The 15,988-nt window shown below is 59.1% G+C and carries 8 protein-coding genes; 2 read left to right on the top strand and 6 right to left on the bottom strand.

Annotated elements, in window-relative coordinates; all coding sequences use genetic code 11:
- The first annotated feature begins 81 nt into the window (after window positions 1–81).
- The gene (gene ureC / locus NR126_RS15845) at window positions 82–1,782 is read left to right on the top strand and encodes an urease subunit alpha (RefSeq protein WP_256830596.1); all 1,701 of its coding nucleotides are present in this window, start codon (window positions 82–84) and stop codon (window positions 1,780–1,782) included.
- A 58-nt stretch (window positions 1,783–1,840) separates the two neighbouring features.
- Here ureC and NR126_RS15840 read toward each other — a convergent pair whose 3' ends face one another.
- The 3 genes from NR126_RS15840 to NR126_RS15830 form a co-directional block, all read right to left on the bottom strand.
- Window positions 1,841–6,769 carry an NEL-type E3 ubiquitin ligase domain-containing protein gene (locus NR126_RS15840; protein ID WP_256830595.1) on the bottom strand — a complete coding sequence of 1,643 codons (4,929 nt, stop codon included), beginning with the start codon at window positions 6,767–6,769 and terminating at the stop codon, window positions 1,841–1,843.
- 327 nt (window positions 6,770–7,096) lie between these two features.
- Window positions 7,097–7,402 (bottom strand): chaperone modulator CbpM, encoded by a 306-nt coding sequence (locus NR126_RS15835; RefSeq protein WP_256830594.1) that lies wholly within the window; start codon window positions 7,400–7,402, stop codon window positions 7,097–7,099.
- 39 nt (window positions 7,403–7,441) lie between these two features.
- Entirely contained in the window at window positions 7,442–8,383 is a 942-nt protein-coding gene (locus tag NR126_RS15830; protein WP_027617580.1) for a DnaJ C-terminal domain-containing protein, read from the bottom strand.
- A 292-nt stretch (window positions 8,384–8,675) separates the two neighbouring features.
- On the opposite strand from NR126_RS15830, the gene NR126_RS15825 reads away from it, so the two are divergent.
- A complete protein-coding gene (locus tag NR126_RS15825; protein ID WP_027617579.1) occupies window positions 8,676–9,950 on the top strand; it encodes an Hsp70 family protein in 1,275 nt (424 codons plus the stop codon).
- A 9-nt stretch (window positions 9,951–9,959) separates the two neighbouring features.
- Here the strand turns inward: NR126_RS15825 and NR126_RS15820 are convergent, their stop codons facing one another.
- The 3 genes from NR126_RS15820 to NR126_RS15810 all read right to left on the bottom strand — a co-directional run bounded on the left by NR126_RS15820 (window position 9,960) and on the right by NR126_RS15810 (window position 15,840).
- Window positions 9,960–10,973, bottom strand: coding sequence for an AI-2E family transporter (locus NR126_RS15820; protein ID WP_027617578.1), 1,014 nt, complete (start codon window positions 10,971–10,973; stop codon window positions 9,960–9,962).
- Window positions 10,974–11,079: 106 nt separating this feature from the next.
- A complete protein-coding gene (locus NR126_RS15815) occupies window positions 11,080–11,385 on the bottom strand; it encodes a PsiF family protein (RefSeq protein WP_027617577.1) in 306 nt (101 codons plus the stop codon).
- A gap of 123 nt (window positions 11,386–11,508) precedes the next feature.
- Window positions 11,509–15,840 (bottom strand): dermonecrotic toxin domain-containing protein, encoded by a 4,332-nt coding sequence (locus NR126_RS15810; protein ID WP_256830592.1) that lies wholly within the window; start codon window positions 15,838–15,840, stop codon window positions 11,509–11,511.
- Window positions 15,841–15,988 lie beyond the last annotated feature (148 nt).

Here is a 15,988-nt window from a genome sequence, read left to right as displayed (position 1 = left end):
CTGCCCCCGTAGGAGCGAGCTTGCCCGCGATAGCGAGCACCGCGAGCGGTCTCAACCTCAATTGAATCCCAAGGCAACCCCATGAAAATCTCCCGTCAAGCCTACGCCGACATGTTCGGCCCCACCGTCGGTGACAAGGTCCGCCTGGCCGATACCGAGCTGTGGATCGAGGTCGAGAAGGACTTCACCACCTACGGCGAAGAAGTGAAATTCGGTGGCGGCAAGGTCATCCGTGACGGCCAGGGCCAAAGCCAATTACTCGCCGCAGAAGTCGTCGACACCCTGATCACCAACGCGCTGATCATCGATCACTGGGGCATCGTCAAGGCCGATGTCGGGCTCAAGGATGGGCGCATTGCGGCCATCGGCAAGGCCGGCAACCCGGATATCCAGCCCAACGTGAACATCGCGATTGGCGCCAGTACCGAAGTGATTGCCGGCGAAGGCATGATCCTCACCGCCGGCGGCATCGACACCCACATCCACTTCATCTGCCCGCAGCAAATCGAAGAGGCGCTGATGAGCGGTGTCACCACCATGATCGGCGGCGGCACCGGCCCGGCCACCGGCACCAACGCCACCACCTGCACCTCGGGCCCCTGGCACCTGGCGCGCATGCTCCAGGCCGCCGATGCCTTCGCGATGAACATCGGTCTCACCGGCAAAGGCAACGCGAGTCTGCCAGAGCCGTTGATCGAGCAAGTCAGGGCCGGCGCCATAGGCCTCAAGCTGCACGAAGACTGGGGCACCACCCCGGCAAGCATCGACAACTGCCTGAGCGTGGCCGATCAGTTCGATGTGCAGGTGGCGATTCACACCGACACCCTCAATGAGTCGGGCTTCGTCGAAACCACCCTCGCGGCTTTCAAAGGCCGGACCATCCACACCTATCACACCGAAGGCGCCGGTGGCGGGCACGCTCCGGACATCATCAAGGCCTGTGGTTTTGCCAACGTGCTGCCCAGCTCGACCAACCCGACCCGGCCGTTCACCCGCAACACCATCGACGAACACCTCGATATGCTGATGGTCTGCCACCACCTGGATCCAAGCATTGCCGAAGACGTGGCCTTCGCCGAGAGCCGCATCCGGCGCGAAACCATCGCCGCCGAAGACATCCTGCACGACCTCGGCGCGTTCTCGATGATCAGCTCCGACAGCCAGGCCATGGGCCGGGTTGGCGAAGTCATCACCCGCACCTGGCAAACTGCCGACAAGATGAAAAAGCAGCGCGGCCCGTTGCCCGGCGATGGTGCGGACAACGACAACTTCCGCGCCAAACGCTATATCGCCAAATACACCATCAACCCGGCGATTACCCACGGCATCAGCCATGAAGTGGGTTCGATCGAAGTGGGTAAATGGGCCGACCTGGTGTTGTGGCGTCCGGCATTCTTTGGCGTAAAGCCGACGTTGATCATCAAGGGCGGCGCCATTGCGGCGAGCCTGATGGGTGACGCCAACGCCTCGATTCCGACCCCGCAACCGGTGCACTACCGACCGATGTTCGCCAGTTTCGGCGGCTCGCTGCACGCCACCAGCCTGACCTTCATCAGCCAGGCCGCGCACGAGGCTGGGTTGCCGGAACAGTTGGGTCTGAAGAAGACCATCGCCGTGGTCAAGGGCTGCCGCGACGTGCAGAAAACCGACCTGATCCACAACGACTACCTGCCGGACATCGAGGTGGATCCGCAGACCTACCAGGTCAAGGCCGACGGTGAATTGCTGTGGTGTGAACCGGCGGACGTGCTGCCAATGGCGCAGCGTTACTTTTTGTTCTAGCCATACGGACAAGGCCCCAAATGCGCGCATTCGGGGCCTTGTTCACCACCTTTTTCGGTTACGGCGTCTGTTCTTCCTCCAGGTTGAGTATTTCCTGAGGAGTCAACAGATTGATCAACTTGACCTGCACGGCTTCGGCTTCGTCGCGCAGCGCTTTGTAGCGTGCGTTATAGACCTCGCTGGTCAGCGTCTCCTTGATCAGCTCAAGGTGCTCCATGCGCTCAATGATTGATTCGTAGGCCAAATCAAAGCGTGAGCGGTATTTGTCTTTGAGGTACTCGCGCCAGAAATCCCGTTGCGTAATCGAGTCGATCTCCGCCAGCGAATTCTTCAGGCTTTTGATCTGCCGCTCCGCCTCCGCCAGCTTGGGCTCGGGCACATACTGCACGCCGGTGTAATCGGCCTGAACAGGCTGTCCCGGCAAATCGAGCCGCTGTCGCAGACTGATCCGATAGGACAGGCGAACTTCAATTTGATCCAGCAGTACCAACTGCCGGCCAATTTCGCGCTTGGTCAAACCCGAGTGCATGATAATTGCCACCCGCTCGCGGATGTCCTTGAGCGCAAAGGCTTCGACCTGATCGAGACGGAACAGGCCTTTGGCCAATTTGAGCAGTTCGCGACCCGCGCCCTCCTCCCCCACCCGAGCCAGGGCTTTATGGATCTGCACCCTGACTTCCAGATCACTGAACATCAACGCTGCGCGATCACTGCAGGTCTGCGGCTCGCCGGCCGCCCTGAATAGCTCCTCGCGCAATTGCGTGTTGTCTGCCGCCGCCTCGAGAACTATCCAGACCCGAGCCTGCAGATCGCCGTAGGCTTTCCTGAACTCTGCGGATTGACTGAGCTTCTCCAGCAAACGGAAAAACTCTTCGCTTTCACTGACGCCGCGTCCGAGCTCCCCACCCGCCTCTTCTCGGTCGAGCGATTCAGTGTCGAGCCGTTGCCAGAGCTCCTTGCGCCTGGCCAATTGCGCCTCTGGTACTTCACCTAACCAGCGCTCGAGCCGCTGCGTGGAAGACGCCAGAACACCTCCTTCGGCTCCCCGTGCGGCAGGCTCATCAACCGGCCCCGGGATCAGGCCGGGCTCGTTTTCCCGCCGATAAATACGCTCCAGAATGTCCGCGTACTGCTGCACGCCCTGTGGTGACAGCGGGTTGCCGTTCAACTCGGTGATTTTCAGCAGACGGTCGATCGCATCGACTTGCTCGGGCGGCGGACTCACCGCCCATAAGGGAAACTCGGTGATCTGGTTATCGCGCAAATCCAGTTTTTCCAGCGAATTCAGCCCCATCAAACCATCAGGCCACTGGCTGATCCCGGTGCCTTGCAAGCGAATCTCGCTCAACTCGCGCATTTGACTGAAATCCGGCACGCGCTCCAACGGGTTATGGCTGAGCTGCAGTTTCTTCAGTTTTTTCAGACTCGACACTGATGCCGCTTCTTCGGCGCTCAAGCGAAGGTTATTACCGGAGAGATTGAGGCCGACCAGATTATCCATTTGACCAAGGCGCATTGGGATGTCGGCCATTCGGTTTGCGTGCAGATCCAGCCAGCGCACATCGGGAAAAGAATCGAGAAACTCGTTCGGCGCGGCCATCAGGTCCATACCGCTCATGTCGACAAACTCCACACCGCTGAAACTGGTCTCCAGAATCGGCAGCGCCCCGACCGTGCGGCCGCGCAACACCAGTTCATAGCCACGCGGGTAGCCAAAGGCGCTATAGCGGGTGCTGAGTTTGCGCCAACTGCGCTTGAGCAACTCAACCACCGCTTGTTTGTCGTGCGCGTCGACCGCAACCTCGCTGCCATCGGCCAGCGAGCGAGAGGTAGGCGATGCCAGCCACTGCCGAGTGCTCTCGAGCAAGCGCTGGTAATCCGCCTCGAAGTTGACCAGATAAAACTCACGGTCCTGCCCCAGGGTCAGCAGAAAACGACTCACCTGACCATCGGTGTAGCCGGGAAAAAGATTGCGTACCCGCGCCTCATCCGCGGCCTGCTGCGGACTCACACCAGCGCCACGCCCACTCAATGGATAGCCCAGCCGACCATCGGCCAGACGCTTTGGTGCTCTGAACCCGGGCTTGACCGGTTGCATGCCCAAGCGCGTACGCAGCTCGACAGGTGTCAGCAGATGCTGCCTGATCAAGGCTTTCAACTCAGCCCCCTGCCCCACATGCGGCAATGCTATAGCCTGGCGCTGTGCATCGGGCAAGGCGTGCTGGAGGGCGGCATAGATATCATCGGCACCATGCAAATGCCCATCGTCCTGATCGCGGGCCTCGTACCGCCCCTGCTCAACGCGCACCAGAACCTTGCGACTGGCCGCCTCTTCGGCGCCGATGCTGACCCGCAGATCGCCATTGAACTCAGCTTCACGAATTTCCAGGCGCACATCACCCGACCAACCCGGCAGCTTCTCCAGTGAATTGAGGACGAGAACTTCGGCATCGCGATTGATCAATCCCTCCAGGAACAGCCCTTCATAGGCTCGCGACAGCCGCACATCTCGCTGGAGGCTGCGCAACTCTTCGGCCAGGCGCAATGGAATGGGTTTGGTCTGCAGCCTATCGGTGAAGTTCCAGCGCGCCATTTGCCGCTGCTCGGCACGGTTGGCGCTGGCCAGGAGTTCCTCGATTGCCTGGCGCGATACGCTGGGAAAGCGTGATTGCAGCACTGTCAGTCTGGGGTCACTGCTTGAGTCGGCGACGCTAGAAAGATCATTGAAAAATTCGACTTTATGCACCTGCGCCAGCTTGACGATCTGTTCCTTCAAGCGGGCGATTTGCGTGTCCTGCTTATCGAGTGGACTGTCAGCTTTCCTTCCCAGCAGGGCGTTGGTGTCTGTCTGCTCCAGGGCATCGAGCAAGGTTTGCAACAGGCGGCCATCGGTCAGTTGCCGGGCCTGGATATTCACTACGCGAGTGATCTTTTGCGCGCCCTGCGCCGTGAGCTCCCGGACCGTTGCGGCCTGTGCGTCGAGCAGGCGTACCGCTAATGCCTCCGGCCATTGGCCGTAGCGGGTCAGGACATGCAATTGATTGATCGAATGCTCTCTGACGTCCCGTGGCTCGCCCCCCTGCAGGTCAGCGATAAAGCGTTCGACCTGGCGGTAGGCGTCAAATCGCCTGAGGGTATCGTCGAGTGCCGTGGGCGGTGCCTGGTTTTCCAGATGCATCCGGCGCAGGATACTTTCGTCGACACCGCTGACCCGCCGAACCTGCTCCAGCTCGACGTCACTGTAGTCGCTGACACGATGTCCCAGGCGCCTCATCAGCTCAGGCCCCTGCCAAGTCTGCGGGCGCTCCAGTTCGTGGCGCCAGGCGCCACTGCCGTTATGGTGCAGCTCAGGGAAATAAGCGTCCGCCTGCTCCGGGTGGGCAATTCGATACTTGCCGCTGACAGGGTCCTTGCTCACTGCATATCGCTTGTCAGCCAAGGGCAGGAATTCCTGACCGTCATGTTGCAACAACCCCAACTCATTGGGTTTGAGGTCCTCCGGCAGCGCCCCTTTGTGTTCATAGGGCGCCAAGTCGGGTTTCCATAAACGAACCTCGCCATTGGCCAGGGTGACCGGCTTCAGACTCGCAAAAAACTCCGAGCGCCCCACACCCGTGACCTGCTCGCCACTCCCGCCCCCTGCCGCCGCCATCAGCGCCAGCTGGGCGACGTTTTGCGCCACATCCATCAGGTAGGCGAATCCTTCGTCCTTTTCCCCCTGCGCCAGCGCCTCGACACCCTCGACCAATTCATCGGTCAATTGCACCGCCATGACGGCCATCATCGCCACGCCCAAGGGCGGGACAAACAACGCCACGATATTGAGCACCGACAGCGCAATCCCCAAGTAACTCAGCATCTTGTCATGCCGCGCCTGGGCATCAGCGTCCGCGGTGGACACCGCCAGACTGCTGGTATCGTCCAGCAACTTGTTCAGTTGTTGATTGACCAGGAACACCCAGTAGTTGCCAGTGACCGGCGTTTCCTCCATGGCAATCCTGGCGTTTGGGTCAGGGACTCGCACCTGCACCTTACTGCCTGACACTGCCTTGAATGGGGTCAGACGATCGTTCAGGCGCTGAAAGAAACGCGCCTTGTCCGACTGTTTGATGAACCGGCTAAAGAACTGCTGATAGGCCGGATCGCGCAGTTTCTCGCGTAACGCCAGGTGAAACTGCTGCGCAGAGGCGTACTCCTTGATAGGACTCACCGGGTCATGGGGAATGTAGACAATCAGCCGCTGCACCACGTCGCTGGCGATACGCTGCGGGCCGATCAGCAGCACCCCGCTCAAGTCGGTGTCACCCAGCAGGCGCAAGCCATTCAATTGAACCGGCTTGCCATCCAGCACCAGGTGAGGCGCCTGGTTCTTGACCTTGTGCAACAACGTATAAACATCATCTCCGTGAATATCGCCCTGCAGTCGGGCCAGTTCGATTGCGGTCGCAAAAGTGTCTTGCTGGCTGAGTTTGATACTGGCTTGCAGTTGAACTTCATCAGCGCTGTTACCCATACCCAAAACCGAATTGACATGGGCTTGATACTTGGCGCCCAGATCCAACTTTCGACACAACCCGGCAAATTGCTCGGCACTGAATGGCAACTTGCCCTGGGGTGACAGCAACAAAACAGTGCCCACACTGCGAGTGCTGCCATAGATGGCTGTTTCGTCGTCTTCGGTGAAGTTGTGCAAGGCCGCATCCAACAGACTGCTGGACAGTTGAATGGCATCGGAAAGGGGCTGGGGATTGGCGACCTTGTGACGCAAGACAGTGCGATCTACATCCACCGTGATCTTGAACTGCTCAACAATCGCGGCTTGCAATAACGGGCGAGCGAAAGCCTTGACCTCTTGCAGGCCGGCCAACACCTTATCAACGCTGCTTTGCGAGGAGAAACCCTGCTGACTGCTGGTTTTGAACGCCTGCTTATGCGCGGCAGAAGCCTGGGCGTACCCGTAGGGGATCTTCAGTCCAACCTTGCGCAAATCGCGCTGCCTGTGCGGTGTTGCGCTGACCAGCCAGGGCGGAAGTTTGTCTTTGACAAACTGGTAGTGTCGCCCCTTGTCCGCGAATGATGAAGCCGGGGCATCACCCACAGAAGTTACACCTGATAAAGCCATATGTCGGACACTCATGCTTATTTAATGAGCGCCCAACCTAGCAAACATCCGTCATCTTTAATAAATCAAATACCCAACTAATAGCGACGCAAATATCACCCAAGCCGTCAAAGTTTCAAATATATAAAATATATATATAACGCACAGCCGACACTTAAAAAACCCTCAACTCACACTCGGCCACGCTCAGTTTCATAGCACCACCAAGCGCGCCAGTCGCTGTTTAAGCATCTGATTCTCGGAACGCAGTTGCTGGACTTCTTCCAGCAGGTTGAGCGCCAGGGCGACGCCCTCCCACTCCAGCTCCAGATCGCGCCGCAGCTTGGCGGCGCGTTTGGCCAGCAGCAGTTCATAATCGTTGAAGCGCCAGTCCTGGGGCTGTGCCCCCTGGGGTTCGAGGATGCCGTGTTCGACGATTTCGATCACGTAGACGGCCGGTAGATCGGTCGCCTCACAAAATTGCGCCATGTCCAGTTGAACGATCAGGGGGCTGCTCATAGTCAGTGTCTCCAGTTTTCTGGAACCGAATGTTCTCGATCAAAAATGCTCGCGTGGGTTGAACGCGGCTTTCTTCGCCAATTCCTGCCACAAGGCCTTGACCTCGTCGTCGGCGGTTTTCGGCATCACGGCTTTGAGCTGCACAAACAGGTAGCCGCGCTCACCCGCCTTGTTCAACAGGCCATGGCCCTTGGCGCGCATGCGCTGGCCGTTCTGGCTGCCTGCCGGAACCTTGAGGTTGATCTTGCCGGTCAGGGTTGGCACGGCCACTTCGGTGCCCAGCGCCAGCTCCCACGGTGCCAATGGCAACGTGATGATCAGGTTTTCGCCTTCCACATCGAATTTCGGATGCGGCGCAAAGCGAATGGTCAGGTACAAGTCGCCATTGGCGCCGCCACCGATGCCCGGTGCGCCCTGGCCTTTCAGGCGGATGCGCTCGCCATCGGTAACCCCGGCCGGGATCTTCACGTTCAGGCTTTTACTGGTATTGCTGACGTGTTGCCCGGCGGCGTTGTACTGCGGCACCTGGAAACTGATCTTCTTCGACTCGTTGGACAGGGTCTCTTCGAGAAACACCGCCAGCTCCATTTCCACGTCCTGCCCTCGCCGTCCGGCGCTGCGCCCGGATTGTCCGCCACCGAAGCCCGGGCCCCGGTTGCCAAAGATCGAACTGAAAAAGTCCGAGAAGTCGCCTGTGTCCTGACCCCCACCAAAGCCGCCACGGCTCTGCCAGCCCGGAGGTCCCTGAAAAGGTTGCCCGTGCTGGCCGTAACGCCGCAGGTCGTCGTATTCGGCGCGTTTGTCAGCACTTTTCAGCGCTTCATAAGCCTCAGAGGCGTCCTTGAACTTGGCCTCGGCATCCTTTTCCTTGCTGACGTCAGGGTGATATTTACGCGCCAGCTTGCGATAGGCGGCTTTGATCGTCTTGTCGTCAGCGGTCGGTTCCACACCGAGAATCTTGTAATAGTCTTTGAAGTCCATCGCGGGAATCACCATCCGTTATCGATATCGCGCCGCCTGCCAGCATGCGCTCGTGAGCTGCAGCAGGCTTGACCGATCTCAGGATTGTGACCGGACAGCGCGTCAGAAGTTTATCGGCAGCCGCACGAATCAGCTGATCGCGCCGTGGCTGCCAAGCCATGCCTGTAAGTTTGGGGAGCAAGGATAGTCTTTCAAGGCATTTAAAGCCGAGATTTAGCGGATAGTCGGCCTTCGATTCTGCGGCGCACTGGCATACACTGCGCGGCCGTTTTTTAACCGGAACCTGAAAGACATGAACAATGCATCTCCAGCCCGTGCCTTGGGTATCGACTTTGGCACGTCCAACTCCACTGTCGGCTGGCTCCGCCCCGGCGTGGAAACGCTGATTGCGCTGGAGGACGACAAGATCACCTTGCCGTCGGTGGTCTTCTTCAATATCGAAGAACGCCGCCCGGTGTACGGCCGGCTGGCGCTGCACGAGTACCTGGAAGGTTATGAAGGGCGCCTGATGCGTTCGCTGAAAAGCCTGCTCGGCTCCAAGCTGATCAAGCACGACACCAGCGTCCTGGGTACGGCGATGCCGTTCAAGGACTTGCTCGGACTGTTTATCGGCCAACTCAAGAACCGCGCCGAGGCCGCCGCCGGTCGGGAGTTCGAGCAGGTGGTACTGGGTCGGCCGGTATTTTTTGTCGATGACGATCCGGTGGCCGACAAGGAAGCCGAAGACACACTGGTGGAAGTGGCGCGCAAGATCGGCTTCAAGGACGTGTCGTTCCAGTTCGAACCGATCGCCGCGGCATTCGACTACGAGTCGACCATCGATAAAGAAGAGCTGGTGCTGATCGTCGACATCGGCGGCGGTACCTCCGACTTCTCCCTGGTGCGCCTGTCGCCAGAGCGACGGACTGTGGATAACCGCCAGGACGACATCCTCGCCACCGGCGGCGTGCACGTCGGCGGGACCGACTTCGACAAGCAATTGAGCCTGCAGGGCGTGATGCCGCTGTTTGGCTACGGCAGCCGAATGAAGAGCGGCGCCTACATGCCCACCAGCCACCACATGAACCTGGCGACCTGGCACACCATCAACTCGGTGTACTCGCAAAAGTCCCAGTTGGCCCTGGGCAGCATGCGCTACGACATCGAGGACACCGGCGGCATCGACCGCCTGTTCAAGCTGATCGAGCAGCGCGCCGGGCATTGGCTGGCGATGGAAGTGGAAGAAACCAAGATCCAGTTGACCCATGCCGACAACCGCCACGTAGCGCTGGATCGCATCGAGGCGGGCTTGGCCGTAGACCTCGGCCGGGGACTGTTCGAGTCAGCCATCGACGGCTTGCTGGATCGGGTGCGCGGCAGCGTCAGCCAACTGTTGAGCGACGCCAATGTGCGCGTTGACCAGGTCGATACGGTGTTCTTCACTGGTGGTTCGAGCGGAATCCCGGCGCTGCGCAACAGCGTGTCGGCGATGCTGCCAAACGCTCGACATGTCGAAGGCAACATCTTTGGCAGTATTGGTAGCGGCTTGGCGATCGAGGCGGCCAAGCGTTACGGCTCCATGGACTGATCCAGCGGATCAAACCATCCCCACCTGCTTCAACTCGCTCTTCAAGTACGCGTAATAAATCGGCCCTGCCACCACCCCTGGCAGGCCGAACGCGGCTTCGAATACCAGCATTGCCAGCAGCAACTCCCACGACTTGGCACTGATCTGCCCACCCACGATCCGTGCGTTGAGGAAGTATTCCAGCTTGTGGATAAAGATCAGGTAGCCCAGCGCCGCCATTGCCACCCAGATCGATAACGACAGGCCGACAATGGTGATCAGGGTGTTGGACATCAGGTTGCCGATCACCGGCAGCAGGCCCAGCAGGAACGTCAGGACGATCAGGGTCTTGGTCAGTGGCAGGTGAATGCCGAACATCGGCAGGATCAGCGCGAGGAAGATCCCGGTGAAGAAGGTGTTGAGCAGGGAAATCTTGATCTGCGCAAAGACGATGTTGCGGAACGCCTGGACCAGCAGGTGCAGGCGGTCGAACAGGGCGGCGGCCAGGGGTTTGCGCTTGGTCACGTCCGGCACCCGCTGCAGGGCGATGATCGCGCCCAGCACCATGCCGATCAGCAGCGTGACGAACATGTGGGCGGCATCCTTGCCCACCAATTGCAGCTCGCTCAGGTGTTTGCTCAACCATTCGCCGATGGCCACGCGAAATTCGGCGGCGCTGGCGGGCAGGTAGGCATCGACAAACGGCGGCAACTGACCGCGCGCCTTATCGACCACGCCCATGAATTTGTCCAGTGAGGCGCCGGGGTTTTCCGCTTCATGCAGGAGAAAGCTGAAAGCGCCGGCAAAGATCAACGCCAGCACACTGACCACCAGGGTGCCCAGCAACGCCACCGCCAGCCAGCGTGCCCGCCGCCCTTCGATCAGGCGCTGTAATTGCGGGGTCAGCATGTTGACCAGTTCGTAGACCAGCAACCCGGCCAGCAGGCTGGGCAGCAAGCGCAATGGCAGGACCAGCAGCAAACCACCGAAAATGATCACCCAACTGACCAACAGCAACACGTGACGCTGAGAAAACGTTGGCATACAGCCTCAAAACAAACAGCGTGAAAGGATTGGCAGTCTGCCAGCGTTCGCGTCTTGAAGCGAGTACACCGCAGACTGCACAGAGCATGCCCCGGCGCCAGGTGGCTTACTTTTTCTTCAGACAGTCACTCATGAAGGTCTTGCGCGCATCGCCGGTCAGCGCCTGGGTGGCAGCCGTGGCGTTGCAGGTTTTCATTTTCTGCTGCTGCGGGGTCAGCGCCTTGGCGTCGTTGGCGGCCGGGGTCGCCTTGAGGCAATTGCTCATAAAGGCTTTGCGCTCATCACCCTTGAGGGCCTTGGTGGTGGCGTCGGCGTTGCAGGTGGTCATTTTGTCCTGCTGCGCCGTGGCGGCAAAGCCCTGGGCGCACAGCAACAGGCCGACCATCAACAGCGGGATACGCAACATCTTCATGACATGTTCTCCTGATTACTGCGCCGACCGGCGCAGCTTGCACTGGAGTGTAGACAAAGCCTGTTACACCTACAGCTCGGTAGCGATCAGGGGCAACAGCTTTGTGGCCCCTGATCCTGCGCGTCACTTCTCGGGGTTGAGCGCGGTCAAGTACTGGCCGTAAGCGTCGATTCGCCGCTCAATCACCGCAGCGTCATGCCGCTGGAAGGAAACAGCTTGCCCCTGCGGCTCCGCGTATGTGCTGCCCAGCTCTTCCAATGAGGTCCATTGGGCATACGCGCCGTTCAAATGCAGTTTGGGGACCTTGATCGACCTCAAGGTCGAATCATCCGTACCGCGCGGAGGAAGCACCGCCGGCCCAGGGGCAGCATCGTCGATGAAGCTGTACTCGGCGATGGCAGGTCCTGGGGGGAGGCTTATCACCGGATTCTCTATGTCATATTTGAAGTAGCACTCGCTGGCGAGGTGGGCGGCGGGAAACTCTGGCCAGGAGTCAGCGACAACCAATTGCTCTTTTGGCCCCTTCAAGTCACCGATAACGACGAATTGATGGTCATATCTAGGCGCTTTGACAATATGAATCGCACTGTCACGGGGTTGGCTGGCCAGGATCGAGAAAGTCACTTTCGAATTTTCCGAACAGTTGCCACCCTTGATTTCAATCGCCCCCCTGGCCGCTTCGGCGATGGTCAGATTGGCGGTGGGCAATCCTGTCGCCAGATCGATTTTCCTGAGGTTTTTCAGCTTGGCGATAGCCGAGCCGCCTTTCTCCCAGATACTCGGCTTCTGATTGCCAGACAAGGGCAGCAGCTCCCTGCTGCGTTCGATCGTGCGCTGCGCCAGGCGCAGGTTGGCCATGGTTTGCGAGTCCACTTCAATGATCGGAGTAGGCGTTACCGGGTCTTGACCTAACAATTCAGCATAGTCAGCCAAGTTAGCTTTGACGTCCGCCGGGCCCTCGCCTTCCCGTACAGAATCGAGCAGCGCCTGATACTCGGCTAATCGTCCGGTTGCCTGCAGATAACGCCCGGTTTGGGCCAAGGCGCGTTGTTCAGCGGCCAAGGGAATGGTCGGACGCCGTAACAGGTTATCCAGCAGCTCGGAGAATTTCTCCGGCGCCAACAAGCCGCGCAACTCGGGTAAAGACTCAATGCTCTGCCTGAGAATGACCATATCCAGGGTATCCGTCACCCCTTCAACGTAGGCCGTCTCCAGGTTGTTAAGCCCATCAATCCCAAAGCGCTCATGGACCAAACTGATCGCCTGGCGATAATTGGCCTCTATCGCCGGGGGTATCTGTGCGTTGCCATAAGCATAAAAAAGCAGGTGATCGCCGGAGATATTCAGCATTTCCGCGTCTGACAACGGCCTGACATCCCCCGGAGCGCCTCCTCGCAGACGCAACAGGCGTGGGTCATAGGGCGGTGGCGCAGTCTCGGGATAGCGACCCAACACCTGTGGCAATTTTTCACGCGCCAGCAAGTGTCCGCGAACGGCCTGTTTGAACCCTTGCATCTGATTGCGAGCGAACCCCAGGGTCATCAGATCAACATCCGGCAAGGCCAATAAAATGGCCCCGTGAAAATCATTGCGCTCCCCCAGCACGACTCCCTGCTCATCTGACACTTCAAAACCGCCATCCGCGCCGAGGACGATCGTGCGTTGGAGTCGAGCCTCCTGTGGACCGATGCTGTCCAGCAGTTGCCCTTCTGCGCCATAACGCCTGACTTGAATAAGCAAATCCTTTGGCCAACCCGGCAGATTTTCCACGGAGTGCAGCACCAGCCTGTCGGTGTCGAAGCTCTCGACCGAGGCCAGATAAATCCCCTCGTAAGCCCGCGTGACGCGCACCTCCTCCAGGGCAAAGCGCGCCAGCCCTTCGAGCCGCGCAGGCAGACGCCCGCCGGCCACGGCCTGCAACTCCACAGGACTGGCGATGGCCAGCAACTCCTGGGCCACCGCTCCTGGCAAGCCCGGCACCTGATCGCGCACCCACTGAATCGACGCGCCCCATTGCCGCTCATGCGCCGCATAGCGGCGCTCGAACAAATGACCGCGCTTGTACACCGCCCGCTGTGCCAGCTCCGCCCTCAGCGTTTGCGCATTCGCTTGCGGTGTCAGCGTCGAGGCGCCCAGCTCACGCACAATCAACTGCTCGATTTGCTCTTCGCTCAGATGGGCTAACAGGGTTTGCAGCAAATCCTGATTCAGCAACTGGTCGGCATAGACCCGCTCACGTGGCGCGCTGGACGAACCCAGTTCGCCAAGGACGGTCCGGCCATCTGCGGCAAGCACCTGAACCCTTCGTTCACTGGGCCACAAGCCGTCGAGCAATTGCAGTTGAGTCGGGATATCGGCCTGCAAGTACTCCTCAGGCCGGGAGCTGGCGATCTGCTCACAGAACGACTGCAGCGAGCGATCAATGTGCATGCGCGTCAGCGTGTCACTGAGCAGCGGCAAGGGCGGTTCGTTATTGGCATACATGCGGCGCATCGCCGAGATCGGTGAATCACTGATCGTGCGAATGGCCGGGCCGGCATCCTGCAAGCCGTCGACCTCAGGCCCAAGGCGTGCCATCAAGGTTTGCTCATTCCACTGCGACGGTCGTTCACCCTCAATCACGAAAGCGCCTCTACCGTTATGGTGCACCAGCGGTTGATAAGCGTCGGGACGCTGCGGATGGACGAGCCGAAGCTGATTTTTCTGAGGATCACCCTTCAGTTGATAATGAAGGTCATCCAGACGCAGCACCGCCTTGCCCTGATATTGATGCAATCCTCGCTCGTCTGGTTTCGATTCGGCAGGCAGACTCAGGTCGTGTTGATAAGGCTCGAGGTTTCGCGTCCAGAGCCTTTCCTTGCCGCTGCTCAGCGTCACCGGCACGGCGCTTTCGATCAAGGGTGACAGCACCAGTTTGGCGCCAGCGAATGCGGCGCCGAAAGCGGCAACCTGCGCCAGGTTCTGCACCACGCCAATCAGGTGTTCGCCCGCTTCGGCGTACTGCCCTTCGGAGAGGTCGACCACGCCTTCCACCACCTCACTGGTCAATTGATAGACGGTGTAGGCCAGCATCACCTCGCCCAGAAAGGGCACAAAAGGCGTCACCACCATCAACGCGGCCTGAAAAACCTCGGAGAGGATGTTTTCCAGGTCGTCTATCCAATGCCAGTAGGCCTCGTCGTCGGCATCGGCGGTGGAGATCAGCAACTCGCGAGCATCGCTGAAAACTTTGTTCAGCTGTTGTTCATAGAGATACTCCCAGAGATCCCCGCGGAAGCGCTGGATGTTGTCGTCTCCAAAGGCCAGTACACCAAAATGCAGCCTGGGCGACTCTACCGGCGTCTCCCGCCAACTGGGCACGTTGGATCCGGGCTCGTACGGGTGCCAGATCACCTTATTCAGCCGTTGCCGGAGATTGGCAAAGAAGTGACCGCGTTGACGGTGAGCAACGAATCGACTGAAAAACTGCTGATAGCTCGGCTTGCCGCCGGTCGGTGCCGAAGTGTCGCGAAGTTTGCGGGTCAGGTCATTGAGGAACTCCAGGGAAGAAGGGTACTCCTTCAACGGGTGTTCCGGGTCGTGCGGCACGTAAGCAATGACTCGCCGGTTGCCACTCGCCGGGGCCTGCAAATCGGGAGCGATCAGCACGATCCCGAACAATCGCGAGTCCATTATCTGCAAGTTGTAAAAACGCACGGGGGCGCCGTCGAGAAACAAGTTTTTATGACCGTTATACAAACCATTGGCCACCCGATAGGCGTCAGGGCTGATGTGGTCTCTCAATCGAGCAAGTTCCAGGGCGGCCTTGAAAGCACAGCGATGGCTTTCAATAACACGAAGTTTCACCACCCTTACGGAAAACGGGTCGGAAACATTCATGTATTCATTGAGATAGTCTTGATACTGCTTGCCCAGGTCCAATGTTCGGCACAGTTGCGTGAACTGCCTGATGCTCATGCTCTGGTCAATCGGCTTTATCTCATAACGCCCGTCAGCCGACGGCCGCCCCATATAATTCGAGTCGCGGAATTTGTCTGACGCGGAGAAGTTCTGCAACGCGGCATCGAGCAGGGAAAGGGTTTTCCCGACACCGCCGCGGTACAACTTCACAAAGGTCTCCTTGACGTCGACATCCACCCCATACATTTCGATGATTTTCTGGCGAAGCCGTGGCTCACCGAAGGCATAGGCGTCCTGGAGTTCGGCAAACATCTTGTCGACGGCGGTCTGCGCCGACCAGCTGGCGCTGATCGCGCGCCTCAGATCGGCCTGTTCGGCTTCGGAAAGTGTCTTGGCCCAATCAGGCAAGACGATTCGGCTGGTCTGTAAAGACGCCACGCGCGCAGGGTCAGCCTTGGCCAACCAGACAGGAACAGCTTTCTTGAAAAAATCGCGGTGAATGCTGACTGGCGAGCCCATGCCCGCTAATACATCTTTATTTGAAGTTGACGACATTGAACAATACCCGCTTGAAATGAATTGAGCGGGTCCTTCTACGTAGACAGTGGCCCAATCAACACCACGAGCTACGCCCATTAACAGCGACTACTGCCTACCGTAAAAGACCCCGGCAAACCCTACAGCGCTCAAATCAGTGCAGATG

Origin of the sequence: Pseudomonas sp. Pse1 (assembly GCF_024519635.1) — a bacterium.
Taxonomy (GTDB): Bacteria; Pseudomonadota; Gammaproteobacteria; order Pseudomonadales; family Pseudomonadaceae; genus Aquipseudomonas.
Note: the sequence above shows the minus strand (reverse complement) of the source record. Positions and strands in the feature narration are given on the sequence as shown.

Coding starts and splice junctions, on each gene's coding strand:
- ureC (WP_256830596.1), top strand. CDS start 82: ATGAAAATCTCCCGTCAAGCCTACGCCGACATGTTCGGCCCCACCGTC.
- NR126_RS15835 (WP_256830594.1), bottom strand. CDS start 7,402: ATGAGCAGCCCCCTGATCGTTCAACTGGACATGGCGCAATTTTGTGAG.
- NR126_RS15815 (WP_027617577.1), bottom strand. CDS start 11,385: ATGAAGATGTTGCGTATCCCGCTGTTGATGGTCGGCCTGTTGCTGTGC.
- NR126_RS15820 (WP_027617578.1), bottom strand. CDS start 10,973: ATGCCAACGTTTTCTCAGCGTCACGTGTTGCTGTTGGTCAGTTGGGTG.
- NR126_RS15810 (WP_256830592.1), bottom strand. CDS start 15,840: ATGTCGTCAACTTCAAATAAAGATGTATTAGCGGGCATGGGCTCGCCA.
- NR126_RS15830 (WP_027617580.1), bottom strand. CDS start 8,383: ATGGACTTCAAAGACTATTACAAGATTCTCGGTGTGGAACCGACCGCT.
- NR126_RS15825 (WP_027617579.1), top strand. CDS start 8,676: ATGAACAATGCATCTCCAGCCCGTGCCTTGGGTATCGACTTTGGCACG.